Source organism: Corallococcus exercitus (assembly GCF_042231735.1).
Classification (GTDB): domain Bacteria; phylum Myxococcota; class Myxococcia; order Myxococcales; family Myxococcaceae; genus Corallococcus; species Corallococcus exercitus_B.
In genome coordinates, this window is the sequence record NZ_CP102577.1 from 8,876,627 (window position 1) to 8,899,781 (window position 23,155).

General features: G+C 71.6%; 18 protein-coding genes. 9 read left to right on the forward strand and 9 right to left on the reverse strand.

Annotation, left to right across the window (positions count from 1 at the left end; genetic code table 11):
* Positions 1-24 precede the first annotated feature (24 nt).
* Positions 25-474 carry an OsmC family protein gene (locus NR792_RS35710; protein ID WP_375757179.1) on the reverse strand — a complete coding sequence of 150 codons (450 nt, stop codon included), beginning with the start codon at positions 472-474 and terminating at the stop codon, positions 25-27.
* A 220-nt stretch (positions 475-694) separates the two neighbouring features.
* Here NR792_RS35710 and NR792_RS35715 point away from each other — a divergent pair, with 220 nt between their 5' ends.
* Positions 695-2,044, forward strand: coding sequence for an MFS transporter (locus NR792_RS35715; protein WP_375757180.1), 1,350 nt, complete (start codon positions 695-697; stop codon positions 2,042-2,044).
* Between the two features lie 5 nt (positions 2,045-2,049).
* On the opposite strand, the gene NR792_RS35720 is transcribed toward NR792_RS35715, so the two are convergent.
* Together NR792_RS35720 and NR792_RS35725 are read right to left on the reverse strand one after the other, a co-directional pair.
* Positions 2,050-3,549, reverse strand: coding sequence for an FHA domain-containing protein (locus NR792_RS35720; RefSeq protein WP_375757181.1), 1,500 nt, complete (start codon positions 3,547-3,549; stop codon positions 2,050-2,052).
* Between the two features lie 2 nt (positions 3,550-3,551).
* Positions 3,552-5,852: a thioredoxin domain-containing protein gene (locus tag NR792_RS35725; protein ID WP_375757182.1), complete on the reverse strand. Its 2,301-nt coding sequence runs from the start codon at positions 5,850-5,852 to the stop codon at positions 3,552-3,554.
* Between the two features lie 813 nt (positions 5,853-6,665).
* Between NR792_RS35725 and NR792_RS35730 the strand changes: the two genes are divergently transcribed.
* A complete protein-coding gene (locus NR792_RS35730; RefSeq protein ID WP_375757183.1) occupies positions 6,666-6,932 on the forward strand; it encodes a hypothetical protein in 267 nt (88 codons plus the stop codon).
* 55 nt (positions 6,933-6,987) lie between these two features.
* On the opposite strand, the gene NR792_RS35735 is transcribed toward NR792_RS35730, so the two are convergent.
* A complete protein-coding gene (locus NR792_RS35735) occupies positions 6,988-9,552 on the reverse strand; it encodes a hypothetical protein (protein WP_375757184.1) in 2,565 nt (854 codons plus the stop codon).
* A 256-nt stretch (positions 9,553-9,808) separates the two neighbouring features.
* Between NR792_RS35735 and NR792_RS35740 the strand changes: the two genes are divergently transcribed.
* The 3 genes from NR792_RS35740 (at position 9,809) to NR792_RS35750 (ending at position 14,995) form a co-directional block, all read left to right on the forward strand.
* The gene (locus NR792_RS35740; RefSeq protein WP_375757185.1) at positions 9,809-12,607 is read left to right on the forward strand and encodes a tetratricopeptide repeat protein; all 2,799 of its coding nucleotides are present in this window, start codon (positions 9,809-9,811) and stop codon (positions 12,605-12,607) included.
* 135 nt (positions 12,608-12,742) lie between these two features.
* A complete protein-coding gene (locus NR792_RS35745; RefSeq protein WP_375761749.1) occupies positions 12,743-14,005 on the forward strand; it encodes a sigma 54-interacting transcriptional regulator in 1,263 nt (420 codons plus the stop codon).
* Positions 14,006-14,062: 57 nt separating this feature from the next.
* On the forward strand, positions 14,063-14,995 hold the full coding sequence (locus tag NR792_RS35750; RefSeq protein WP_375757186.1) for a hypothetical protein: 933 nt from the start codon (positions 14,063-14,065) through the stop codon (positions 14,993-14,995).
* Positions 14,996-15,061: 66 nt separating this feature from the next.
* On the opposite strand, the gene NR792_RS35755 is transcribed toward NR792_RS35750, so the two are convergent.
* The 3 genes from NR792_RS35755 to NR792_RS35765 all read right to left on the reverse strand — a co-directional run bounded on the left by NR792_RS35755 (position 15,062) and on the right by NR792_RS35765 (position 17,990).
* Positions 15,062-16,333 carry a hypothetical protein gene (locus NR792_RS35755; protein WP_375757187.1) on the reverse strand — a complete coding sequence of 424 codons (1,272 nt, stop codon included), beginning with the start codon at positions 16,331-16,333 and terminating at the stop codon, positions 15,062-15,064.
* 25 nt (positions 16,334-16,358) lie between these two features.
* The gene (locus NR792_RS35760; RefSeq protein WP_375757188.1) at positions 16,359-17,438 is read right to left on the reverse strand and encodes a hypothetical protein; all 1,080 of its coding nucleotides are present in this window, start codon (positions 17,436-17,438) and stop codon (positions 16,359-16,361) included.
* A gap of 282 nt (positions 17,439-17,720) precedes the next feature.
* Positions 17,721-17,990, reverse strand: a complete 270-nt coding sequence (locus NR792_RS35765) for a GlsB/YeaQ/YmgE family stress response membrane protein (RefSeq protein ID WP_375757189.1) — start codon at positions 17,988-17,990, stop codon at positions 17,721-17,723.
* 276 nt (positions 17,991-18,266) lie between these two features.
* Here NR792_RS35765 and NR792_RS35770 point away from each other — a divergent pair, with 276 nt between their 5' ends.
* A complete protein-coding gene (locus NR792_RS35770; protein WP_375757190.1) occupies positions 18,267-19,139 on the forward strand; it encodes a hypothetical protein in 873 nt (290 codons plus the stop codon).
* Between the two features lie 12 nt (positions 19,140-19,151).
* Here the strand turns inward: NR792_RS35770 and NR792_RS35775 are convergent, their stop codons facing one another.
* Positions 19,152-20,054 (reverse strand): hypothetical protein, encoded by a 903-nt coding sequence (locus tag NR792_RS35775; RefSeq protein ID WP_375757191.1) that lies wholly within the window; start codon positions 20,052-20,054, stop codon positions 19,152-19,154.
* A 118-nt stretch (positions 20,055-20,172) separates the two neighbouring features.
* Between NR792_RS35775 and NR792_RS35780 the strand changes: the two genes are divergently transcribed.
* Genes NR792_RS35780 through NR792_RS35790 form a run of 3 tightly spaced genes read left to right on the forward strand, consistent with a single transcriptional unit; the run spans position 20,173 to position 22,009 of the window.
* Positions 20,173-20,538, forward strand: a complete 366-nt coding sequence (locus tag NR792_RS35780; RefSeq protein ID WP_375757192.1) for a group 1 truncated hemoglobin — start codon at positions 20,173-20,175, stop codon at positions 20,536-20,538.
* A gap of 20 nt (positions 20,539-20,558) precedes the next feature.
* Positions 20,559-21,554: a 2Fe-2S iron-sulfur cluster-binding protein gene (locus NR792_RS35785; protein WP_375757193.1), complete on the forward strand. Its 996-nt coding sequence runs from the start codon at positions 20,559-20,561 to the stop codon at positions 21,552-21,554.
* Positions 21,555-21,556: 2 nt separating this feature from the next.
* Positions 21,557-22,009, forward strand: coding sequence for an RrF2 family transcriptional regulator (locus tag NR792_RS35790; RefSeq protein WP_375757194.1), 453 nt, complete (start codon positions 21,557-21,559; stop codon positions 22,007-22,009).
* 46 nt (positions 22,010-22,055) lie between these two features.
* Here the strand turns inward: NR792_RS35790 and NR792_RS35795 are convergent, their stop codons facing one another.
* Positions 22,056-23,102 carry a hypothetical protein gene (locus NR792_RS35795; protein WP_375757195.1) on the reverse strand — a complete coding sequence of 349 codons (1,047 nt, stop codon included), beginning with the start codon at positions 23,100-23,102 and terminating at the stop codon, positions 22,056-22,058.
* Between the last annotated feature and the right edge of the window lie 53 nt (positions 23,103-23,155).

Below are 23,155 nucleotides of genomic sequence, written 5' to 3' on the forward strand. Positions count from 1 at the left end.
TGGGATGGACCGTTGGGGCGTGGACTAGGTGGCGGGCACCATGGAGAGGTGGATGGGGGTGGCGTGGGCCAGGTTGTCGCTGACGGGGCAGCGCGTCTCCACCTCGCGCAGCAGATGGGCGAGCTGTTCCTGGGTGACGTCGCCCTTCACGTGGATGGTGGCGGTGAGGGACTGGTAGCCGGCGCGGACCTCGCGGTTGGTGCCGGCGAACTTCGCGGGGTCCAGGGAGCCCTTCACGGTGATCTCGGTGCCGGTGACGGGGATGCCCAGCTCGCGGGCGATGAAGAAGGTCATGTAGTTCAGGCAGCCCGCGTGCGCCGCGAGGATGAAGTCGAGCGGGCTGGGCGCGCCGTTCTGGCCGCCCAGCTCCACGGGCTCGTCCATGAAGATCTTGAACGCCTGCGCCTCCGTGGTGCTGCGGGCCATGCTCTCCCCCACGGTGCGGACCTGTCCGGTGTACATCGGCTGTGCCATGTCGTTGGTCTCCTGCATTGGATACGGAGGCAGGGCACCGGATGGGTCATGTCAGGACCGCTTCCGCTCCCGGGCCCGCCGGGACGTGTAGAGGCGGTGGAGGCGTTGTGCGTGGGAGCGCAGTGCTCCTCACCGGTTTCCCCGGCGCAGTCGTCTGCTCAACGTCCCGTGAGGCCCCCGAGGTGCGAGTGGTGGCGGCCTCCGGGAAAGTCACGGCACCGTGACCCCTCCACAGCGGCTGGTCCTGCGAATCGCCGTGCTCGCCTCGCTCGTCACGTTCCTGGACGGGGCGATCATCAACGTCGCGTTGCCCGCGATGGTCCGGGACCTGGGCGGCGGGCTCACCCTCCAGCAGTGGGTGGTGGATGCCTACCTCATCACGCTGGGCTCGCTGATGCTGGCGGCGGGCTCGCTGTCGGACGCGTTCGGACGCAAGCGCATCCTGCGGCTGGGGTTGCTGGGCTTCGGCGCCACGTCGCTCTTGTGCGCGCTGGCGCCGACGGGCGCGGTGCTCATCCTCGCGCGCGCGCTCCAGGGGGCCACGGGCGCGCTCCTGGTGCCGAGCTCGCTGGCGCTCATCCTGTCCTTCTTCTCCGGCCCCGAGCAGGCGAAGGCCATTGGCACGTGGACCGGCTGGACGGGCGGCGCGTTCATCGCGGGGCCGCTGGTGGGCGGGCTGCTGGTGGACACGGTGGGCTGGCGGTGGATCTTCGCCATCAACGTGCTGCCCATCGCGGTGACGCTGACGCTGCTCGCGCGCATGGAGGAGCCCGCGCGTCCGGATGGCGCGCGCATCGACGTGCTGGGGGCCGTGCTGGCGTGTCTGGGATTGGGCGGTCCCGTCTATGCGCTGATTGAGCAGGGGACGGTGGGCTGGACGCATCCCACGGTGCGGGTGTCGCTGGGCGTGGGTGTGCCGGCGCTCACCGCGTTCCTGTTCCAGGAGCGGCGCTCGACGCACCCGATGATGCCGCTGGGCCTGTTCCGGGAGCGGAACTTCTGGGTGGGCAACCTGGCCACCACGTCCATCTACGGGGCGCTGGCGCTGGGCGAGTTCGTCATCACGCTGTTCCTCCAGCAGGTGGCGGGGTTCCGCGCGACGACGGCGGGGCTGGCGCTGATGCCGACGACGGTCATCATGTTGTTGCTGTCGTCGGTGTCCGGTGGACTGGCCGGCCGGTTCGGGCCTCGCCTGTTCATGGCGGTGGGGCCGTGCGTCGCGGGCGCCGGGTTCCTGCTCATGCTGCGCGTCGGCACGCCGGTGGACTTCTGGACGCAGATGCTGCCGGGCGTGCTGGTGTTCGGGCTGGGGCTGACGACGACGGTGGCGCCGCTGACGTCGGCGGTGCTCGGGTCCGTCCGCAAGGAGCAGGCGGGCATCGGCTCGGCCATCAACAACGCCATCGCCCGGGTCGCGGGGCTCATCGCCATCGCGTTCACGGGGCTCATCGTGGGCCCGCGACTGGACGTCGCGGGCTTCCACCGGGTGATGCTCGTCGCCACCGTCCTGCTGGTGCTGGGCGGAGTCATCTCCGCCCTGGGCATCCGCGATCCACCGCGGAAGGCCTGAGTGCGTCAGTCGTCGCTCGGCGCCATGGAGAAGTACACGGCTTCGGTCCCCAGGTTGAAGGTGTCGCCGTCCGCGATCTTCTGGCGCTTGATGCGCTGGTGGTTGATCCAGGTGCCGTTGGACGAGCCCAGGTCCTCGATGAAGTAGTCATTGCCCTCGCGCACGACGGCGGCGTGCTCGCGGGAGACCCTGCCGGACTTCACGACGAGGCTGCACTGCGGACCGCGTCCCAGCGTGAAGCGCTCCACGTCCACGCGGGTGGCGGGACCGTCCGGGCTCAGGCGTACGAACAGGTCCTTGCGCGCGGAGGCCCTGGCCGCGGGGGCGGGCTTCCGGCCCTTGTTGGCGTCCGGAGGGGCGTCGTCCTCGGGAGTGGACTGACGGAGCACACGGCCCTGCTTCCGGAGGGCGGGGCCCTTCGAGGCCGGAGCCGCCACGAAGGGCAGGTCCTGCTCCTCGGCTTCCGAGGAGCCCGCGTCCTGCGCGTCGTTCTCGGAGGCATTGGCCTCGTCCTCGTCCGATGCGGCGGCCCGTGCATCGGCCTGCGCGTCGGCTTCGTCGGATGCGGCGGCCCGTGCATCGGGCTCATCGTCCTGCGCGTCGCCTTCGTCGGAGCCCGTGGCCTCCTCACCCGTCTTGGCCTCCTCGGGCTCGGAGTCGTCGGCCTCGTTGGAGCCCGGGAGTTCTTCGGATCCGATCGCCGCTTCGATGTCGGCCGCGGAGGCGTCGTCCTCCTCGGAGGCCTTCGCGTCCTCCGCGTCCTCACCGGTGGCGCCCTCGTCGGATTTCTCATCCGCATCGGCGGCGGCTTCGGACGAACTCTCGTCCGCCGCTTCGTCTTCGCCGGACGTGTCGTCGGCCGCTTCGTCTTCATCCGAGGACTCGTCGGCGGCTTCCTCTTTGTCAGCCACCTCGTCAGCGGCTTCCTCTTTGTCGGCCGCTTCGTCAGCGTCGGACTCCTCTTCGTCCGATGCTTCGTCTTCGTCCGACGACTCGTCATCGGACGCCTCGTCAGCGTCGGCCTCATCGTCGTCGGCCGCTTCGTCTTCGTCCGAGGACTCATCGGCTGCCTCGTCGTCGGCCGCTTCCTCTTCGTCCTCCGACTCCTCGTCACCGGACGCCACGGGAACGTCGCGGGGCTGCACGACCGCGTCCACGGCCGCGAGGACCTCCTGCATGCGGGACCGAGCATGCGCCGCATCGTCCACCGGGGCCGAGGCCGGCGCGGCGGACACGGCCACCTTCACGGGGGCGGCGGCAGCGGGGAGCTCCGCAGGACGCACCGCGGGCTCGGGGGCCGGGGCCGCCGGTGTCCTCACGGGCTCTCCAGCGACCGGCGTGCCGAGCGCCACGGGCGTCGGCGACACGTAGCCATTCTGTCTCGCGAGCAGGAACAGCGCCTGGGCCACCAGGGCATTCCGGTCCACGCCCAGGTCGTGGCTCATCTGCTCCAGCGCCCGCCACAGGGGCTCCGCGACCTCGATGGTTTCACGAATCCGATTCATGCCTAGCTGCCCCTCAGATTGCTCTGCCACGGAGAGACGTGGTCCGGGTCATTGAGCCAATAGAACATCGCTTGCGTCTCCGCGTACTGCCGCTCCGCGATGGACACCAGGTTCGGATGCAGGTCGCCCAGTGCCACGCCCTCGAACAGGAAGCCCTGGCCGGGTTTGGTCGTGCTGGCATCCCCCCGGAACTTGCGGTCCCGGCTCTGCCACAGCCGCTGCGAGGCCTGCCCCGCCGCCTGTCCGTAATCCGCCGGAGGCGCGATGCGCGTGGGCATCTGGAACGTCGTCTCCCCGCATGACCACAACAGCCACGACAGCGCGCTCCAGTCCCCCCGCAGCATCAGCGTCAGGTCCGCGAGCCCCAGCTCCAGGTCGATCGTCTCGTCGACCTCCACCTGCTCGTCCTCCAGCTCGTGCTCGTACTGCTTCAGCTCCGCCGCCCCCTCGCCCAGCAGGCCCGACAGGTCCGGCGGCAGCCACGACACCGCGGCGCCGGGCTTGAACCGCTGGAGCAGCGCGCCGCGCATCGCCTGGAGGCGCGTGGCGTACTTGCGCACCAGCTGCTGGATCGCCTCCAGGGATTGTTCCGGCTTCTCCGGCAGGCCGTCGTAGGTGCAGCGAGGAGGCTCCTGTGCCGCCCAGAAGTCGAAGCGGGGGAACAATGCCCGCGCGTACGTGTCCAGGAACCGGGCGGTTTCCGGCTCCACCGCCGCGAGCCCCTGGGCGTCCTTGCGCACCTGATCCGCCACCCCCAGGTTCAGCAGGATGAGGCCGCGAGTGAACAGGTACTCCTTGCGCTCCGGCGCGAGCAGCATCGCCGCGTGCAGGAAGTCCAGCGCCGCGCGCGGCCGGTCCGTCTGGTCCAGCAGCACGGCGTAGGCCCGCAGCAGCGTGGCGGCGTCTCCCCCGCGCATGAGCGCGTCCGCCATCGGGGCCCACTCCTGGCCCGCTTCCTCCACCACGCCGTCCGCGACCCCGCTCGCCGAGTCCTTCGTGCGCGGCAGCGTCAGCTCCTCCAGGCCTTCCTTCAACGGCTGGGCGTCCAGCGCCGTGGCGCACGCGCGCGCCGTGGCGAGCAGGGCCTCCCGATAGCGCCGGTCCGCGCGGGCCTCCTTCGCCAGCTCGCGCCAGCCCTCCGCGCTCCGGGCCAGGTTGGAGAACACCGGCGAGCGCGCCAGCGTCCGCTCATCCATCGCCCGGCCCAGGTCGCGCGTGAGCACCACCGCCCGCTGCGCGTCCAGCAGGGACCACTGGCCACACGCGAGGTTGCCTTCCGCGCGGCCCTCCTCGAAGTGCACGCGGAAGTCCGCGTACACGTTCTCCGCGCGTGACCAGTAGCGCCCATGGCGCAGGCCGTTCTCGAACTCGGCCTCCCAGAGGAGCTGGCCCTGCAGGTCCCAGAAGCGGGTGGGGCCGTGGCGCTCGGCGTCCGCGTTGAGCGTCACCTTGGCCCACTGGCTCAGGTCCTCGCGCAGCTCCGCGTCCTCCGGCAGGTGGGCGGGGCGGGTGGGGTAGGGCTCGCCGGTGGAGGGCACCACGCGCTGGCCCTTGCCGTCGAAGTGCAGCACCTGCCGCACGGTGCCGTGCTCGTAGTGCATCACCGTCTTGCGCACGCGCTCGCTCACGCCGCCTTCGTGCATGCGCTCGGTGGTGAAGCGCTCGGACGCGAACCAGGTGCGCGGACCGTGGAGCTGGCCCTTCTCGAAGGCGCCCTCCTGGGACACCGCGCCGTCCTCGTGGAAGCGCTTGAAGGGGCCGTGCGGCATGCCCTGCTTCAGGATGCATTCGTTGCAGAGCGTGCCGTCCGCGCGCCAGTACCGCCACGTGCCGTGGGGCCGGCCCGTGACGTCCTTCGGTCCGAAGGACCACTCCTTGTCGCCCTCGTCCCAGGTGGCGCCCTCGGGGACGCCGGAAGGAGGTTGGCCCGCCTCGGTCCGCTCGCGGTTCGCGATGCGCCGTTTCTCCTCGGCGACGTCCACGGCCCGCAGCGCGCCGAGCAGCCGGTCCAGCGATTCGGCGGACATCGCCTCGGAGACGCGGTGGACCTCCAGGCCGTCCTTGAACGCGACGAGCGTGGGGAAGGAGTCGATGCCCAGCGGCTCGGACACCGCTTCGTGGGCCTCCGCGTCCAGCCGGGCGAAGGTGATGTCCGGGAATCGCGCGGCCGCCTCCGTGAAGACGGGGGCGAAGGCGTGGCAGGGCTCGCACCACGGGGCCCAGAAGTCCACGATGCACATGCCGGGCCGCTGGGTGACTGCCTCGTAATCCTCCGGGGTCAACTCGACCGGGACGCCTGCCAACGGGAACTCCTGCTCAAGGGGGAGGGGCAGATAAGAGGGGCGCCGGGGACGCGCGTCAACCGGCACGTCACAAGGGCGGCTGCTTCCGTCCAGGCGTGACCGGCGCCGTGCTGGGAAAGGCGTTGGTGCGCGATGCCGCGGCGTGGCCGGAGATTTCGGACCTCCTCTTCGCCGCGGACGACTCCGCGGTAGGGGAGTCCTTCGTCGACTACGAGCGCGACGTCCGCTGCCTCACGGTGGGCGAGCGCCCGTGGGCGATGACGCGGCAGAGCGCGGGCTGGAGGTCGGACGTCGCCACGCGCAAGTACCACGTCATCGAACCGCTTCCGGAACTCGCGGAGCACACGCGCCGGCCTGTCCGGCTTTCCAGAGGTGTGCCGGGAGGGCGTGGCGGAATGCCTGCGCGTCAGGATGCGCCAGCGCTGAGTCCTCGGACCTCCAGTCTGTCCCCACGAATGAGAAGGTGAGAACCCGGCGGGTCCTCCCGGCGGAGGCACACCGGCCGAACCTGTCCGACAGTCGGACAGGTTGGGACCACCGCCCGAACCTGTCCGACAGTCGGACAGGTTTGGAGGACCGAGGCCCCGGGGGGCGTCCGCTTCCGCCGGGCGGCGGAAACCTGTCCGACAGTCGGACAGGTTTGGACCGCGTCGGGCGGCGGGGCCGATGCCCAGGACCTCTCCGTCCATTCCCATGCGCCCGAGCCCAACCCTGCGGTCAGGCCCTACCGAACGGCCGCGTCCCGGGGGCGCGCCTCTCACGTGGTCCGCGGAGCAGCTCTCCGGCTGGCGTGGGTCCGGCGGCCGGCCCTTCGTGACCGAGGATGCCCTCCAGGCCTTCACCCGCGAGTACGGGCTGGAGACCACGCCGCGCATCCTCGAGTTGGACGGCGCGGCGCTCCCGAAGGACCTGGAAGGCGCGTCCGCCTGGCTGCGCACGCACGCGCCGTCGACCCGGTGCGCGCTGGACGCCGGGGCAGGGCAGCACCCGGAGGGCATCGTGGTCCGCACCCGCGACCGGCGCACCATCGCGAAGCCGCGCTCCGAGGACTACGAGCGCACCCTGCGCGTGAAGCGCTGAGAGTCCAGAAGGCGGCGGTGGCTCCGTCCACCGCCGCCTTCATCCGAGCCGCGCTTCAGTCGATCTGCAGCTCGGAGATCTTGTGTGGCTTGTCGCTGATGAGGTCCATCAGCTTCCCGAAGCCGAAGGCCAGCAGGCCGATGCCCGCGCCCACCGCCATGCCCAGCGGACCGCCAATCGCGCCCACCGCCACCGCGCCGCCGAGGCTGCCCGCGATGCCGACGGCGCCCTTGGCGATCTGCGCGCCGTCATTCACCTTCGCGCCGTTGACGATGTCCATCACGCCGCCCGCCGCGCCGCCCACCGCGCCCAGCACGTTGGCCGCGCCGCCCGCCGCCTTGAGCGCGGAGAGCGCCTTGCTTCCGGCGCTCGCGGTCACACCGGCCACCTTGCCGATGCCGCCCATGCCCTTCACCGAGTCCAGCACCGTGTGGGTGAGGGCGTTGCCCACCGTCGGGTTCGCCAGTGACTTCGCCCAGGGCATGCTCTTCGCGGCGTTGGAGGGAGTGGTGGTGGTGAGCGCGCCCGCGTTCTTGAAGCCCTTGATGGCCTCCGTGAACGCCTTGCCGCCCGTGTACAGGTTCACCGCGCCGTTGGCCGTGTCCGACACGCCCTTCACGATGTCCGGCATGTTGTTCTCGCGGATGCCGCGCGCCAGTGACATGCCGCCCGCCACCACGCCCGCCACGCCGCCCAGCGCGCTCGCGCCACCCTGCGCCGCGCTCAGGCCCTTGGAGAGGGCGTCCCTGCCCAGGAGCTCCGTCGCCTTCGCCGGCAGCCGGCCCGCGTCCTGACTCAGGCCCTTGAGGACGTTCAGCGCCTGCGCGCCGCCGCTGTTGGCGTACTGGTTCACCGTGTTCGCGGTGGAGATGGACGCCTGCTCCAGCAGCACCTTGCCGAACGCATCGTCCTTGAAGGACTCCGCGTCGGTGACGTCGCGCATGTCGGCGCCGCCCTTTCCGGACAGCTGCATCCGCTCTCCGTCCTTGCCCACCTCGTGGATGCCCTTGCGGCCTTCCGCGTCCGTCACCGTCGTGCGCGAATTCACCAGCTGCGCGCCTTCACCGGAGAGCAGCGACGTGTCCTCCTTGAGCGCGCTCTCCGTCTTGTTGTCCTTCGTGCGCCTGGTCTCCAGCGACTCCTGGAGCTCCAGGCCCTGGCCGGTGGCCTTGCGGCTGCTGGTGTAGTGCTGCTCCAGGTCGGAGCCGTCCGGCTCGCGGCTTTGGGAGTCCAGCTTCTCGATGGAGCCGTCCTGGCCGTACGTGGTGGAGGACTCGCCATGCACCGGCACGCGCTTGGAGGAGTCCGCCTTCTCGAAGGTCTTGCCCTCGTACTTCTCCTTCACCGTGCTGCCCTCGCGCGTCCGCTCCGTCTTGATGGTTGCGTCCGGATAGCCCTCGATGAAGGTCTGCGAGTCCAGCCGGTCCGCGCCCTTCCGCAGGTCCACCGTCCAGCGCTTCGGCGGGCGGCCGTCGCCTGTCTTGTCCGCGTCCCAGTTCTCGCCGCCGCCCTTGCCGTACTCGTCGCGGACCTTGTGCAGCTCCTCCATCGTGTGCGGGCCGGAGCCCGCGAGGTGCGTGTGGCCGTCCAGCGTGCGGTCCACGTAGGACGTCGCCTTCACGTGGTCCTGCGAGAAGTCCTGCACGCGGCTGTACTGCACGTCGCCCTGCGAGCCGTCCTCGCCCGGAGGCGGAATCGTATAGGTGTACGTGTCCGCGCGATCCACCGGCTTGTCGAAGTCGAAGGGGCCCTTGAGCTTGTTGTCGATGGAGCCCCCTCCCTTCTGCTGGAAGTAGGCCGTGCGGCTCGTCTGCGCGCCGCCGTCCGCCTGCGAGTACGCGTCCGTGATGAGCCGGTCGCCGTCCTTGTTCGGCTCCAGGTGGACCGCGTTGCGCGTGTACGTGAGGCCCTTGTCCTTCGTCCGGGAGATGTCACCGAAGGACTTGAGGTCCGCGGTCTCGTTCTTGTCGCCCTTCCACTCCGCGCGCTCCACCAGCGAGCTGCCGTCGTCCTTCAGCTCCAGCCGGTCGCGCTTGTTGACGCCGTCCTCGTAGGCGGCCGTGTCCATCACCACCGCGCCGTCCTTCTTCGTCGCGACGGAGCGCTCCACCACCTCCTGCTGGCCGTTGACGCGGGTGAGCTCCACCGCGCTGTCGGACACGCGCTTGACGCTGGCGCCTTCGGGCACCTGCTCCTTGCCGTCCGCCATGGCGAAGAGCTTGTCGGCCTCCTGCGTGGTCTTCTCCCGCAGGGCCTTCTGCGCATCCACCGTCTCGGTGCGCCGCTCGCCGACGGTCTTCAGGTCCACCGCCTGCTTCGCCTTGTCCTCGCCGGACATCGTCTGGCGCTCCACCGGGGCCGCGCCCGTCGCCGCCAGGCCCACGCGCAGCTCGGGGACACCCGTGGGCCTCACTGCCGTGGCAGTGGTCTCCACCGCCTTGCCCACGCCGCTGAGGTCCGGGCCCGCCGCGGACTTCTTCACGTCGAAGCCATCCGCCACGACGGCGGGCCTCCGCGCCTCCACGGGCGCGGCCTGGGGGACGGCCGCGCCCGGCTTCCCGGTGACCGCGAGAGGGGAGACAGGAGCCAGCGGCTTCCGGGTGATGGGGGCGAGGGCCATGGGGGCCTCCAGAGGGGGGAGGGGCTGCGAGAACGGCGATGCGGGCCCCCATTGCGGCTGGCGTGCCAGCTCCGGAGGGCGCCGCCGGTTCCTGTTTCCAGCCGGTTGGCGCCCACCCTGTGAGTGGGGGCTGATGACTGCCGTCAGGTGTTGATGACCGCCGTCACCAGGCAGGCAGCCGTGGTTGACGCATCGCGGAAGGATGTTCGGAGCGGGCGAGGGCCGGCGGTAGAGTCGCGGATCAGGTGCACCGACCATGACCAGACGAGACACCGGCAGGGGAAGCGCAGGGACGGGCCCGTTGGACTCCGCGCGCTCGGGCGCCGGCACGGGCCGTGGCACGGGCCCCTCGCCCCGCCGCGCGGAGGACGTCCCGCCCGTTCCCCAGGTGGGCCGCTACCTGCTCCTGCGCAAGCTGGGGCAGGGCGGCATGGGCGTGGTGTACGCCGCCTATGATCCGGACCTGGACCGCAAGGTCGCGCTGAAGCTCTTGCACCCCAACGCCAACCGCGACAACGAGGAGGCACGCTCCCGGCTGTTGCGCGAGGCGCAGGCCATGGCGCGCGTCTCCCATCCCAACGTCATCCCCGTCTTCGACGTGGGCATGTGGGGCGACCAGGTCTTCGTCGCCATGGAGCTGGTGGACGGCGGCACCCTGGGCTCGTGGCTGAAGGAGGCGAAGCCGTCCTGGCGCGAGGTGCTGGAGCGCTACCTCCAGGCGGGCCGGGGACTCCAGGCCGCGCATGAAGCAGGGCTGGTGCACCGCGACTTCAAGCCCGCCAACGTGCTGGTGAGCCGCGCGGGCCGCGCCTACGTGACGGACTTCGGGCTGGCGCGGCAGGTGGGCGACGGGCCGGAGGCCCCGTCCTCGCCGGAGGAGGCCCAGCTGCTGGAGGCGTCCGACCGGCGGATGCTGGACACCACGCTCACCGAAGCGGGCCTGCTGGTGGGCACGCCCAACTACATGTCCCCGGAGCAGTTCCGGGGCTCGCAGCTGGACGCGCGCACGGACCAGTTCAGCTTCTGCGCGGCGCTCTACGGCGCGCTCTACGGCACGCGCCCCTTCGACCCGGGCAGCATCAAGGCCTATGTGTCCGCCAGCCGCAGCGCGGAAGCCGAGGCGGACGGCACGCAGTCGCTGGGCGGCACGCAGTCGCTGAACGCTCCGCCGGCGAAGGCCACCGTCGCGCCGCCGCCCGCACTCATCCGCGACCCCCCTCGCGACGCGAAGGTGCCCGGCTGGGTGCGGCAGGCGGTGCTGCGCGGGCTGGCGCTGGACGCGGATGCGCGCTTCCCCTCGATGCAGGCCCTGCTGGACGCGCTCTCCCAGGAGCAGCGCCTGGGACGGCGCAGGCGCTGGGTGGGGGCGGCGGGCGCGATGACCACCGCGCTGGCGGTGGCGGGCGGCGTGGCGTGGCAGCAGTCCCAGGTGTGCGCGGACGCGGGCGCGCTGATGGACACCGTCTGGACCCCGGACGCGCGGGCGCGGCTGGAGGCCGCCTTCCGCGCCACCGGGAAGCCCTTCGCGGAAGGCATGGCCGCGCGCGCCACGCAGGTGCTGGCGCAGTACGCGGACGCGTGGAAGCACCAGCGCGTCCAGGCCTGCGAGGACGCGCGCGTGAGCGGCGTGAAGCCGGAGGAGCAGCTGGACCGGCAGGTGGTGTGCCTGGAGCGCCGGCGCAAGGACCTGCGCGCGACGGTGGACCTGCTCGCGAGCGCGGACGCCGCCCTGGTGGAGAAGTCCGTGGACATGGCGCACGCGCTGCCCGCGCTGCACGAGTGCGAGGACGTGGAGTCGCTGGCCGAACAGCAGCGCCGCCCCTCCGACCCCGCCCTGCGCGACGCGATCGAGGCGCTGGAGGACCGGCTGTCGGAGGTGCGCGCGCAGGTGGACGCGGGGCGCTACCCGGCGGCGCTCGCGGCGGTGAGGGCGCTGGAGGCGCCCGTGGAGAAGACGGGCTACCTGCCGCTGAAGGCGGAGATGCGCTTCCACCTGGGCTGGCTCCAGGAACAGACGGGCCAGTCGCCCGAAGCATCCCGCCTCTTGTCTCGCGCCGTCTTCGACGCGGAGGCGGGCCGGGCGGACCGGCTGAAGGTCGCCATCCTCAACAAGCTGCTCTACGTGGAGGACGGCCAGAAGCACTTCGACCCGGCGGCCAGCTGGGGAGCGCTGGCGGAGGCCACCCTCCAGCGGCTGGGCGGCGAGCCCGTGCTGGAAGCCGACGTGAAGGTGAACCAGGCCAACCTCGCCATGTCCCAGGGCCACATGGACGAGGCCCGCGAGCGGCTGGAGGAGGCGAGCGCCCTCTACGACAAGGCGCTGCCGCCCGAGCACCCCAAGCGCGCGCGGGCGCTCTTCCTCCTGGGGCGGCTGGTGCTGGGCACGGGGGACGCGAAGGGGGCGGTGCCGCTCCTGGAGGCGTCGCTCGTGAAGACCGAGGCGGCCGTGGGCCCGGTGCACCCGGACGTGGCCCGCCGGCACGGCCTGTTGTCCCTGGCCCTGCGCGAGGCCGGCGAACCCGCGCGCGCCCTGCCGCACGCCCAGGCGGTGGTGGACCTCTACAAGGCCCTCCACGGCGACAAGAGCCCCCAGGTGGCGGAGGCGCTGGACGAGTTGGGCATGTGCCAGCTGGGGATGAAGCGCTACGACGACGCGCTGAAGACCTACGAGCAGGCCCTGGCCCTCAAGCGCGAGCTGCTGCCCGCGGGCGACGAAGGGCTCCAGCCCTCCTATGACGGCGTGGGGCAGGCGCTGCTGGGGCTGGGGCGGGCGCGCGACTCGGTGGCGCCGCTCCAGCAGGCGGTGTCCTTCGCGTCCGCGCCCCCGGACGCGCTGGCGGAGTCCGGCTTCGCGCTGGCGCGGGCGCTGTACCAGACGGGCCAGACCCCCGAGGCCCGGGCGGAGGCCCGCGGCGAGGCCACCCGCGCCCGGGAGCGCTTCACCGAGTCCGGCCTGGACGCCCGCGTGGGGGAGGTGGACTCGTGGCTCCAGACCCTGCCCCCGGAGTCCCCGCGCCCGCCTGCCCGCAAGCCGCCCCGGGGCCGGCGCCGGTAGACAGTCACGCGCGGCTGCTGGCGGCTGTGGCGCGGCGTGCTAGCGTCCCGCGCCGTGTCGCTGCCGCCAGACGAGGACGAGGCGCTCCTGGATGCCACGGCCACCCTGAACCGGGGCCGTGCCGGACAGGTGCGGATGGTGCTCCGGGTGCTTTCCGGGGCGGAGGCCGGCAAGGCCCACCCGCTCAAGCAGGGGACGTACGTGGTGGGCAAGGCCCCCACGTGTGACATCGTCCTCTCCGACAAGGCCGTCTCCCGCCAGCACCTGAAGCTGGAGGTGCACGACGAGCACGTCGTCGCCACGGACCTGGGCTCGCACAACGGCTCGTTCGTGGAGGGCCTGCGCTTCACCGCCATGGAGCTGCGCCCCGGCAGCGTCATCACCCTGGGCACCACCGAATTGAAGCTGGTGCCGGAGGACACGCGCGAGCGCTCGCTGCCCTTGTCCTCGCGCGAGAGCTTCGGCGCGCTCGTGGGCCACAGCCGCAAGATGCGCGAGGCCTTCACCGTGCTGGAGCGCCTGGCGCCCGGCGGCGCGGATGTCCTCATCCACGGGGAGACGGGCACCGGCAAGGACCTGTGCGCGGAGGCCATCCACCAGCAGAGCCCCCGCGCCAGGGGCCCCTTCGTCATCGTGGACCTGGCGGGCGTGCCCTCCACCCTCATCGAGTCCGAGCTCTTCGGCCACGTGAAGGGCTCCTTCACCGGCGCCCAGGCCGACCGCGCGGGCGCCTTCGAGCGCGCGCAGAACGGCACCGTCTTCCTGGACGAGATTGGCGAGCTGCCCCTGGAGCTGCAGCCGCGCCTGCTTCGCGTGCTGGAGCGCCGGCAGGTGAAGCGCGTGGGCGGCAACGACTACTTCACGGTGAACGTGCGCGTGGTGGCCGCCTCGCACGTGAACCTGGAGCAGGCCGTCAACCAGGGGAAGTTCCGCCGCGACCTCTTCCACCGGCTCGCCGTGCTGCGCGTCACGCTGCCCGCGCTGCGCGAGCGCCCGGAGGACATCCCGTTCCTCATCGACCACATGCTCAAGCAGATGGGCCGGCCCCCCAGCGCGCTGTCGGACCAGACGCGCGCCCTGCTCATGCAGTACCCGTGGCCGGGCAACGTGCGCGAGCTGCGCAACGTGGTGGAGCAGGTGGTCAACCTGGGCGAGGAAGCCCTGCCGGACCTGGAGCCGCCCCCGGACGCGTCCGGCCGCCGGGGCCCGGACCTGGACCTGCCCTTCAAGGAGGCCAAGGAGCACCTCATCGAGGTCTTCGAGCGCGACTACCTCAAGAACCTCATCGAGCGCTGCGAGGGCAACATCTCCCGGGCCTCCCGCGAGGCGGACATCGATCGTGTCTACCTTCGGAAACTCCTGCGCAAGCACGGGTTGGATCCGTCCGGGGACCCTTAACACGGGGCGGCATCCCGGGTAGGATGGCATCCCCCATCCCCCTCCGGAGCCCCCACCGTGAGCGTGAATCTTTCTTCCAACCTCCTCCGCACCTTCCAGCAACTGGTGGAGGTGAAGCCGTCAGCCTCTCCGCAGCAGACCGCGCAGCAGGTCGGTTTGCCGGAAGAGAAGGTCGTCTCGCAGGTGGAGGGGGCGCCCACCCCCGTCCAGACGGAGCAGGCCACGGACGCCTTCGCGGCGGCGCAGGCCCTCAACCCGGAGTGGGCGAACCGCTTCCAGGTGAACGCGGGCGCGTCGGCGCAGGAGCTGGGCGTCCCCGGGACGCTCGCGGCCGCGCCCCAGGCCCCGGAGCTGGGCGGCTGGGACGCGGTGGGGACGGACCCCGCCGTGCTCAAGCAGACGAAGCAGAACAACTGCGGCGCCGCGGTGGCGGTGATGCTGGGCAACGACCTGGGCACCAGCAAGACGCAGCCCGGCTCGGACGCGCAGAAGATGGACGCGCTGGAGTCGCGCTTCACGCAGGGCCAGGGCACCTCGCCGCACGAGCTGTCCAACATGCTGGCCAACCAGGGCGTGAAGGTGACGCAGACGTCATCCAAGCTCGACACGAAGGCCCTGGACGAGGCCCTGGCCCGCGGCGGCAAGGCCGCGGTGCAGGTGGACTCCTGCCTCGTGGACCCCACGACGAAGCCGGGCGAGACGGGCCGCGCGCACTGGGTCTCCGTGGAGGGCAAGGACGACCAGGGCCGCTACCTGCTCAAGGACCCCAGCACCGGCACGAAGGTCCCGGCGGACGCGCAGCGGCTGGCGGACGCCATGGAGATCAGCTGGAACCAGCACCAGGGCGGCGGGATGATGCTCGTGGAGAGCGCCAAGGGCACCTCCGAGGCCCAGGCCGCGGCGGAGGGCGGGCTGAAGGCCGTCGCGCTCGGCAACACCGACGGCGGCGGCTCGCGCGCCATGTCCAACTTCGGCCGCGAATCCTCCTGAAGCCTTCCGGCGGGACGCGACGCGCGCCGCGTCCCTCCGTCTTTCCGCGCCTGACGCGCGGGCCCTTCAGACGGTGAGGTGCTGCACGGCCTGGAGCCGGAGCAGCTGACGCGCCAGGGCCTGCACCTGCTCCACCTCCTGCTGGCCCAGCACCTTGCGCAGCGCGAGCTTCTTGTCCGTGGAGGCGCGCAGGAGCAGCGCGCGCAGTTGGGGGTTGCTGAGCAGGGGGTTGAGCTGGCGCAGGTGGCCCACCAGCGCGCCCAACTGGGGCAGCGTGAGGCCCGCCACCATCACCTGCGTCGCGGTGCCCTCGTCCGGGCTCTGGCTGGTGGCCAGCATCCACGGGGACAGGAGCAGGGAGCGGGTGAAGTCCTTCTCGCAGGGGAGCCCCAGCCGGGTGCACTCCTCCACCAGGGGGCCGGAGTCATGGCCCGCGATGATGGGCTGGATGCGGGCGGCCTCGTACTTCTGGAGGACGGCGTCGTACCGCTTGCGCGCCTCCACGCCCTGCGGCGTGCGCGGGAACTCCGCGAAGGCCAGGTGCACCTCCTCGCGCAGCGTGCCCAGCAGCGTGGCGTCGTCCACGGAGCCGGGCTCGCCCAGCACCTGGGCCAGGTAGGCCCGGTCCTCGGGGAGCGCGTTCGCGGACTTCCACCACTCGAAGGTGACGGAGCTCTCGCTCAGGACGACGGGCAGGGTGACGACGCCCTGGCGGCCGGGGTTGGCGAGGAAGGCGGTCATCTTCCCCTCCACCTCCGTGAGGCCGCGGTAGAGCCGCTGGAGGACGGCCACGCGCAGCTTCGCGCGGCCCTCCAGGGCCTGCCGCGCGGTGTCCGCCGACCGGCCGTCGGAGGCGGTGCGCTCCTGGGGGGATTCGGAAGTGGCGGGCTGGCGCGCGAACTGGGGCGCCACGTCCACCTGCGGGGCCACCAGCGGCGGGGGCTGCTGGGGAACCGCCGGGGCCGTCTGGGCCGCCGCGGGGGGAGGGGGCTGCTCCAGGGAGCCCAGGCTGGCGGCGTCGCGCGACGTGCTGGGCGCCATCCCGTCCCGCTGCTGCGCGGCCCGGGCGCCGCCGCCTTCACCGCGCTCCGTCTCGCCCGAGCGGGCGGAGTCCATGCCGTCCTGGGGACCCGACTGCTCCGCGCCGCCCTTGGCGGACGTGCCCTTCGCGGCGCCGCCCTTGACGGCGAGGCCTCCCTTGGCGGGGACGCCCTTCCCGGTGGCCTTGCCCGGCGTCTTCGCTTCCGCGGGCTGCTGCGCCTTCTCACCCTTCTCCTGCGCGGGGCCCTGAAGGGGGAGGCCCGGACGGGGGAGGCCAGACGGAAGGCGGACACTCATGGGCGGGGGCCTCGCGAGGGGGGAATCAGGCCAGGTTCTTCATGTGGACGACGAGGTTGCTGTTGTTGCTGCCCAGCGTGCTCGCGTCATCCGTGGGGATGACGTAGCCCTGATCCGCGCCGACGTGCTTGCGGAAGAAGTCTACCACCTCCGGATCCTGCACGTTGGAGGTGGTGCTCTTCTTGATGCCGTACGCCGAGCCGTCCGCTCCCTTGGCCTTCACGGAGTCAGGCGCGGAGGCGAGCAGGTTCTCCATCGTGCCCGACAGGCGGCCGCCGCCCTCCGGCTGCATCGTCATGGCCGCGTTGTGGCCCTCGATGTAGCTGACGTCGTAGTACGTCTGCCCGAACCCGCCGTCGAACTTCACTTCACCGAGCGTCGCGTTCTTGCCGTCGCCGTTGTCGCTGCGGAAGTTGCCGGACCAGTTGTCCGGGAACTGCACCGTCTTGCTCTCACCGGGCTTGAGCGTGACGGAGTCGATGGCCTTCTCGCCCGCGTTGGGGGTGAAGTTCACCGTCATCGGCTTGTCGCCGTCGTTGTTGAGCGTGATGGTGTTCTTGCCCTTCGACGCGCCCGGGGCGCCCACGGACTGGGGCCCGGAGACGGGCGCCTCCTGCTGGGGGGCCACCGCGGCCTGCGCGGCGGGAGCACCCTGCGCGGGGGGCGTGACGCTGGAGCCCGCGCGCTCGGCACCCAGTTCCGGCACGCCACCGCCGAAGGAGTCACCCCCCAGGTCCGGCACGCCGCCCTGCGCCGCGCCGGCACTGCCCGCCGCGCCCTCGACGCCCGGGACTCCGCCCTGAGCCGCACCGGCGCCGCCCTGCGCGCCGAGCATCTCCACCAGCTGCTTCAGCATCTGGACGATCTCACTCAGCTGCTCCAGGGGATTGCCCTGGACGCCGCCCTGCCTGCCCACGCCCGCCGCCCCGTCGAAGCCATCCGCCTGGAACATCCCCTGGAGCGAACCCGGGCCGCCCTTGGCCTTCACCGCGTCCGCCGTCACCGGGGCGGGACGCATCGCCGGGTTGGAGAGCTCCGTGGCGGACGTGCGGGGCGAGAAGGAGGAGCTGGCAACCGACGACTTCGACAGGGGGGAGAGCGCCATGGCGGTGTTCCTCGAGATTGGATGGGCTGGCATGAGGCGCCGGCCGGTTCAGCGATGTGGGGGGCTAGAGCACGGCGCATGCCACGCGCCCCACACGCTTCTCGAAGCCGCAAACTCCCGGAATTGCTCAAGGGCCGGACGGTGCGGAGGGGCCCGGAGGCCGCGGGCCTGATGACTGCCGTCAGGCCCTGGTGTCCGCCGTCATCAGGCCCCTGAAACGCCTCTCGCGCGGGACGCATGCGCGCCCGCGCGAGAAGTCACCGCACGTTCAGGCCGGCCGGATCAGACCCTTCGGACCGTGCTCGAACGGATGACCCGGAGGATGAGGAGCAAGACCACCGCTCCGATGAACGCCACGAAGATGGTGCCCGCGAGTCCACCGAACGGAGCCCCCGTGCCGAGCGCCCGGAGGATGAAGCCTCCCAGGAACGCGCCCACCACGCCCACGACGATGTCTCCAACGATGCCGTAGCCACCACCGACCACCGCGGACGCGAGCCACCCAGCGATGAGGCCGATCACCGCCCACAACAGGATTGCCTCCAGCGCCATGTCTTTTCCTCCCAGCGAGGTGATGGCGGAAACATGGGCATGATTCCCGGTCGCGCCCGCCCCTCCCTCAAGGGCGACGGCAGAGCAGGCAGGCGGCTTGCGACGGGGTGAATCCAAGATGTTTCACGGCCGACGAACCCCTGTGTCTCCAGAGGAGCGTGGGGCAAAACGGCCCCATGAAGACACGGGGCAAAACGCCCCAATTTGAACCCGTGCTCGCGCTCTGGTGGCATCGGGTGAACACCTGTCGCCGGCAGCGGCAAGGAGCTCACTTCCGTGATGCGCATCTTCGAGTCCGTCGGGTCGCCGTTGCAGTTCGACCGTGAGTCCTTCCGGTGTCGTCACTCGCTCCTGGGACATCCCGCGCTGGAGCTGGAGAACCTGGCGGGAGTGGTGCAGCGGCTGCCTTCACAGAACGTCTTCTTCAGCTCCGGCCTCTTGCCCAAGGACGCGGACTTCGACCGCGCGCACGTGGACTACCGCACCGGCCTGTCGCTGAAGGACACCGTGGAGAACATGATGACGAGCAACTCGTACATCATGCTCCGCGCGCCGGAGCAGGACCCCAGCTTCCACGAGCTGTACCGCGCGCTCCTGTCGGAGGTGGAGGGCCTGATGCGCGCGCAGGGCGTGGGAACGCGCGCCGTGGATCCGATGCTCTACCTCTTCATCGCGTCCCCCGGCAGCGTCACGCCCTTCCACCTGGACCGCTACTCCACGCTCCTGATGCAGTTCCGGGGCACCAAGGCGGTGCACATCTCCAAGGCGTGGGACGAACAGGTGGTCCCCGCGGCGGACCTGGAGGCCTTCGTCGCGCGCTCCGGCTCCAAGGTGAACTACCGGGAGACGTTTGATGCGACGGCGACGCGCTACACGTTCGGCCCGGGGGACGCGCTGCACATCCCCTTCGTGGCGCCGCACTACGTGAAGAACGGCCCGGACGACGTCTCCGTGTCGCTGTCCATCATCTTCAACACCCGCGAGACGGCCCGGCACCTGCGCGCGCTGCGCGCCAACCATGCGCTGCGCAGTCGCCTGGGGCCGCTGGGCTACCAGCCCGTGCCGGTGAACCGCTTCCTGCCGCTGGACCACGTGAAGAGCGGCATGGAGCGCGTGGTGCGCCGGGCGCGGGGCCTGATGTCCACCTGAAGCGCCTCGCGCCTACGGGCAGATGGGCACGCGCGGGGGCTGGGTGACGTCCCAGCTGGCGAGCCCTGGAGGTTCAGGGTTGCTCAGGTGCCCTCCAGCGTGCGCGGCGTCGAGCTCCCTGCCCACGTCGTACTGGACGAAGCCATCGCGGTAGCGGCGAAGCAGCGCGAAGCCATGGCTGTAGACCTCCAGGCCCGTGTCCCGCAGGGGAATGCCATCCACATCGTAGAGGCGGGGGGCGTTCTCGGGGCAGCAGGACCCATGGTCGGAGTTCTGGCACACGCGGGGCGTCGAGGCGCTGGCGAGCACCGCGGAGGCAGCGACGCGGACGACGGTGCCTTCGGGCAGGTCCAACGCCTGGACCACGGACAGCGGGCGCACGGGGGCCTCATGGGGCTCCTGACTCCATGAGGGGAGGGGCTTCTGGGGAATGCTCCGCCACGCGCCGCGCAAGGGCGCGCCCACGCGGATGCGCCCGGATTCGCCGCCCAGCCGCTCCACCTGGAAGCCGTCCAGGTCCCGGGCCTCGTCGGGCATCCGTGCATCGCTGGGGCACTCACCGGTGCAGGCATCCCATCCCTGGTTGCCCACGACCTGGCCCCGCTCATCCCAGACGTAGGCGCCCGTGAAGCGCCGCATCGTGGGCACCCAGTCGATGAGCCCCACGGAGGACGCGTCGTGCGTGCGGGGGATGATGGCGGAGAAGACGGACACGGTGCCGTCCTCCCGGTGGACCAGCCACAGCGGAGTGCCGTCTCCCAGCCGGGCCGGCACGACGGATCCACGGGCCGGCAACTCCAGCACGACGGAGGGCTCGATGCGAGGCAGGTGGATTGCCTCGCGAGGCACGGCCCGCACCCGCCAGGCAGGCGCTCCGCAGCCGGCCAGGAAAAGCACGGCCAGGAAGGTGGGCATGAGGCCAGGGCTCATGAGCGTGAAGCTAGCGCGATAGGGGGATGTTGACGTCCGACCCCTTAAAGATGCATTTAGAATGCATCTTTAAGGGGCCGAGGGCCCGGAAGGGAGCGAAGTCATGTCGAGCGTGTACGAGCGGATTGGCGGGGAGCCGGCGATGGCGGCGGCGGTGGAGGTCTTCTACCGGAAGGTGCTGGGCGACGAGCGCATCAGCCACTTCTTCGAGGACGTGGACATGGAGCGCCAGGCCGCGAAGCAGAAGGCGTTCCTGACGATGGTGTGCGGGGGGCCGTCGAACTACTCGGGCAAGGACATGCGCGCGGGGCACAAGCACCTGGTGGAGCGCGGGCTGAACGCGTCGCACTTCGACGCGGTGGCGGGGCACCTGAAGGAGACGCTGGAGGAGCTGGGCGTGCCCGCGGAGCTGGTGGGCCAGGTGATGGCGGTCGCGGAAGGGGCTCGCGCGGACGTGTTGAACCGCTGAAGCGGCACGGGAGGCACGTCATGGCGAAGGTACGGCATGAGTCCGCGTGGTACCCACTGGAGCCCGGAGAGACGGTGCTGGACGGCCTGCTGCGCCAGGGCGTGCACGTGCCGCATGCGTGCCGGGCGGGGGCCTGCCAGTCCTGCCTGATGCGGGCGACCTCGGGCGCGGTGCCTGAAGCGGCGCAGGTGGGGCTCAAGGACACGCTGCGGGCGCGCGGCTACTTCCTCGCGTGCGCCTGCCGGCCCCAGGCGGGCACGGCGCTGGAGGTGGCGGGGGCTTCGGAGCTGCGCGTCCCCGCGCGCGTCGTGGACCTGGAGTCGCTCAGCGAGGATGTGCTCGCGGTGCGGCTGGAGGTGGAGGCGCCGCTCGACTATCGCGCCGGGCAGTACGTCACGGTGGTGCGCGAGGACGGGCTCGCGCGCAGCTACTCGCTGGCGAGCCTGCCTCGCGAGGGCCGGCTGGAGCTCCACGTGCGGCTGGTGCCCGGGGGCGCCATGAGCGGCTGGTTCGCCCGGGACGTGAGGCCGGGTGAGCGCGTGCACGTGCAGGGCCCGGCCGGGGACTGCTTCTACGTGCCCGGGCAGCCGGAGGCGCCGCTGTTGCTCGCGGGGACGGGCACGGGGCTCGCGCCGCTGTACGGAATCCTGCGGGACGCCCTGGAGGCGGGGCACACCGGGCCCATCCACCTGTTCCATGGGGCCTTGGAGCCGCGCGGGCTGTACCGGGTGGACGCGCTCCGGGCGCTGGCGGAGCGCCATCCGAACCTCCACTACCGGCCCATCGTGCTGGCCGGAGGCGGTGGGGACGTGGAGGAAGGGCCTCTGGAGGCGCGCATCCTGGCCAGCCTTCCGAAGCGGCCGGTGGGCTGGCGGGCGTTCCTCTGCGGCAACCCCGAAGCAGTGCTATCCCTGCGCAAGAAGCTCTTCCTCACGGGGTTCTCGCTGAAGGACATCCACGCGGATGCCTTCCTGCCGAGCACGCCGCGAGCAGGGCCCGTCGCCGGAGCCGCCTGACCTTGCACCTGACCCTTCACGCCGACTATTCGCTGCGCGTCCTCATGTACCTGGCGGCGCGACCGGGCCGGCCGTCGTCCACGCAGGAGATGGCGGACGCCTACGGCATCTCCAAGCACCACCTGGTGCGCGTGGTGCAGACGCTGGCGCAGCAGGGCGACGTGGAGGTGAAGCCGGGGCGCGCGGGAGGCGTGCTGCTGGCGAGGGCGCCGGGAGACATCCGGCTGGGCCGGGTGGTGCGCGCGGCCGAGCCGGACTTCCACCTGGTGGAGTGCTTCGACAAGGAGCGCAACACCTGTCCCATCGCGCCGGCCTGCGGCCTCAAGGGTGTCCTGGCGGAAGCGCGTGACGCGTTCCTCGGCACGCTGGACCGGTACTCGCTGGAGGACCTGCTGCGCCGCTCCAAGCCCGGCCTGTCCGACCTGCTGCTGACGCCGTCCGCGCCGCCGGAGTGAAGCTCTGGCACGCGGCGTTTGGAAACCTGTCCGACTGTCGGACAGGTCATCCGGAGAGGAACCCCGCCCAGTCGTCCGGCTGCACGGTGAGGCCGGACCTCTTCCGCCAGGCCGTCACCTCCGCCTTCCACGCCGCGGCGCCTCCGCGCAGGGGGAACGCACGCGTGACCGCGAGCCGGTGGACCGGTTCGTGGTCGCGCAGGAGGGCGCGATTGACCGCGTCGACGTCGCCGGGCTTCGCGCGCAGCCGCAGCTCCGCCGCCTTCATGGCCCCCTCCTGGCGGAACAGCGTGGACAGGTCCTCCACCACCGGCACTTCCGTGAAGGACCAGAGGCCCAGCAAGGGCGGCTCACGCCCCTCCAGCAGCGCCGCGTGCAGCCGGTCGTGGCCATCCACCACCAGCCAGCGCTCCACCAGGGCGAAGTACATCAGCAGCACCGGAGGCAGCGTCCCGTCCCGCGCGTGCTTGCGCCACGCCTTCACCCGCCCGTCGTCCTGCGGTGAAGGGGCGCGCAGCGGCATCACGCCGCCACTGCGCCGCGGGAGGGCGCCGGGCTCCGCCCAGGACCAGTCCTCCGACTGGAAGGGCTGGAAGCGCAACGCCGCGTCGAGCCCGCACGGAGGTTCCGGGAGCAGCCCCGTCCCGATGATGGGCACCGTGGAGTAGCCCTGTGCCTGCGCGACGGAAACGGCCTGGAGGGGACGCAGGCACCAGCTCCCCGCGTGGAGCAGGGACGGCTCCGCGGTCTCGAACTGGTGGACCCACCACCGGTTCCACGCGGCCCACCATCCAGGCGCCCCCGGCTCCGGGTGACGCCGGGCCTCCTCCGCGGTGAGGGGCGCCATCGCGCCCGCGAGCTTCGCCGGGCCGCGCAGCCAGGCACATCCGTTCCACCAGTCATCCACCCGCATCCAGAGCAGCGGCTGCCCACCGAGCATCACGCGCAGCAGGTAGGGCCGGGTGGCTTCGACATGAAGCAGGGGCCGCTTGAGCCACGCCCCCTGGGACGGGACGTTCAGGCGCAGCCCGGGGCCCCCCACCGGCATCCGCCAATCCGTGTCATCCGCCGTCACGGCGATCCGTGGCTGCATCGGGCGCCCTCCTCGGCCTGACACTACACCTCGCGGTGGGCCCGGGCTCCAGG

Coding starts and splice junctions, on each gene's coding strand:
- NR792_RS35710 (WP_375757179.1), bottom strand. CDS start 474: ATGGCACAGCCGATGTACACCGGACAGGTCCGCACCGTGGGGGAGAGC.
- NR792_RS35720 (WP_375757181.1), bottom strand. CDS start 3,549: ATGAATCGGATTCGTGAAACCATCGAGGTCGCGGAGCCCCTGTGGCGG.
- NR792_RS35735 (WP_375757184.1), bottom strand. CDS start 9,552: ATGGCCCTCGCCCCCATCACCCGGAAGCCGCTGGCTCCTGTCTCCCCT.
- NR792_RS35740 (WP_375757185.1), top strand. CDS start 9,809: ATGACCAGACGAGACACCGGCAGGGGAAGCGCAGGGACGGGCCCGTTG.
- NR792_RS35745 (WP_375761749.1), top strand. CDS start 12,743: ATGGTGCTCCGGGTGCTTTCCGGGGCGGAGGCCGGCAAGGCCCACCCG.
- NR792_RS35755 (WP_375757187.1), bottom strand. CDS start 16,333: ATGAGTGTCCGCCTTCCGTCTGGCCTCCCCCGTCCGGGCCTCCCCCTT.
- NR792_RS35760 (WP_375757188.1), bottom strand. CDS start 17,438: ATGGCGCTCTCCCCCCTGTCGAAGTCGTCGGTTGCCAGCTCCTCCTTC.
- NR792_RS35765 (WP_375757189.1), bottom strand. CDS start 17,990: ATGGCGCTGGAGGCAATCCTGTTGTGGGCGGTGATCGGCCTCATCGCT.
- NR792_RS35775 (WP_375757191.1), bottom strand. CDS start 20,054: ATGCCCACCTTCCTGGCCGTGCTTTTCCTGGCCGGCTGCGGAGCGCCT.
- NR792_RS35780 (WP_375757192.1), top strand. CDS start 20,173: ATGTCGAGCGTGTACGAGCGGATTGGCGGGGAGCCGGCGATGGCGGCG.
- NR792_RS35785 (WP_375757193.1), top strand. CDS start 20,559: ATGGCGAAGGTACGGCATGAGTCCGCGTGGTACCCACTGGAGCCCGGA.
- NR792_RS35795 (WP_375757195.1), bottom strand. CDS start 23,102: ATGCAGCCACGGATCGCCGTGACGGCGGATGACACGGATTGGCGGATG.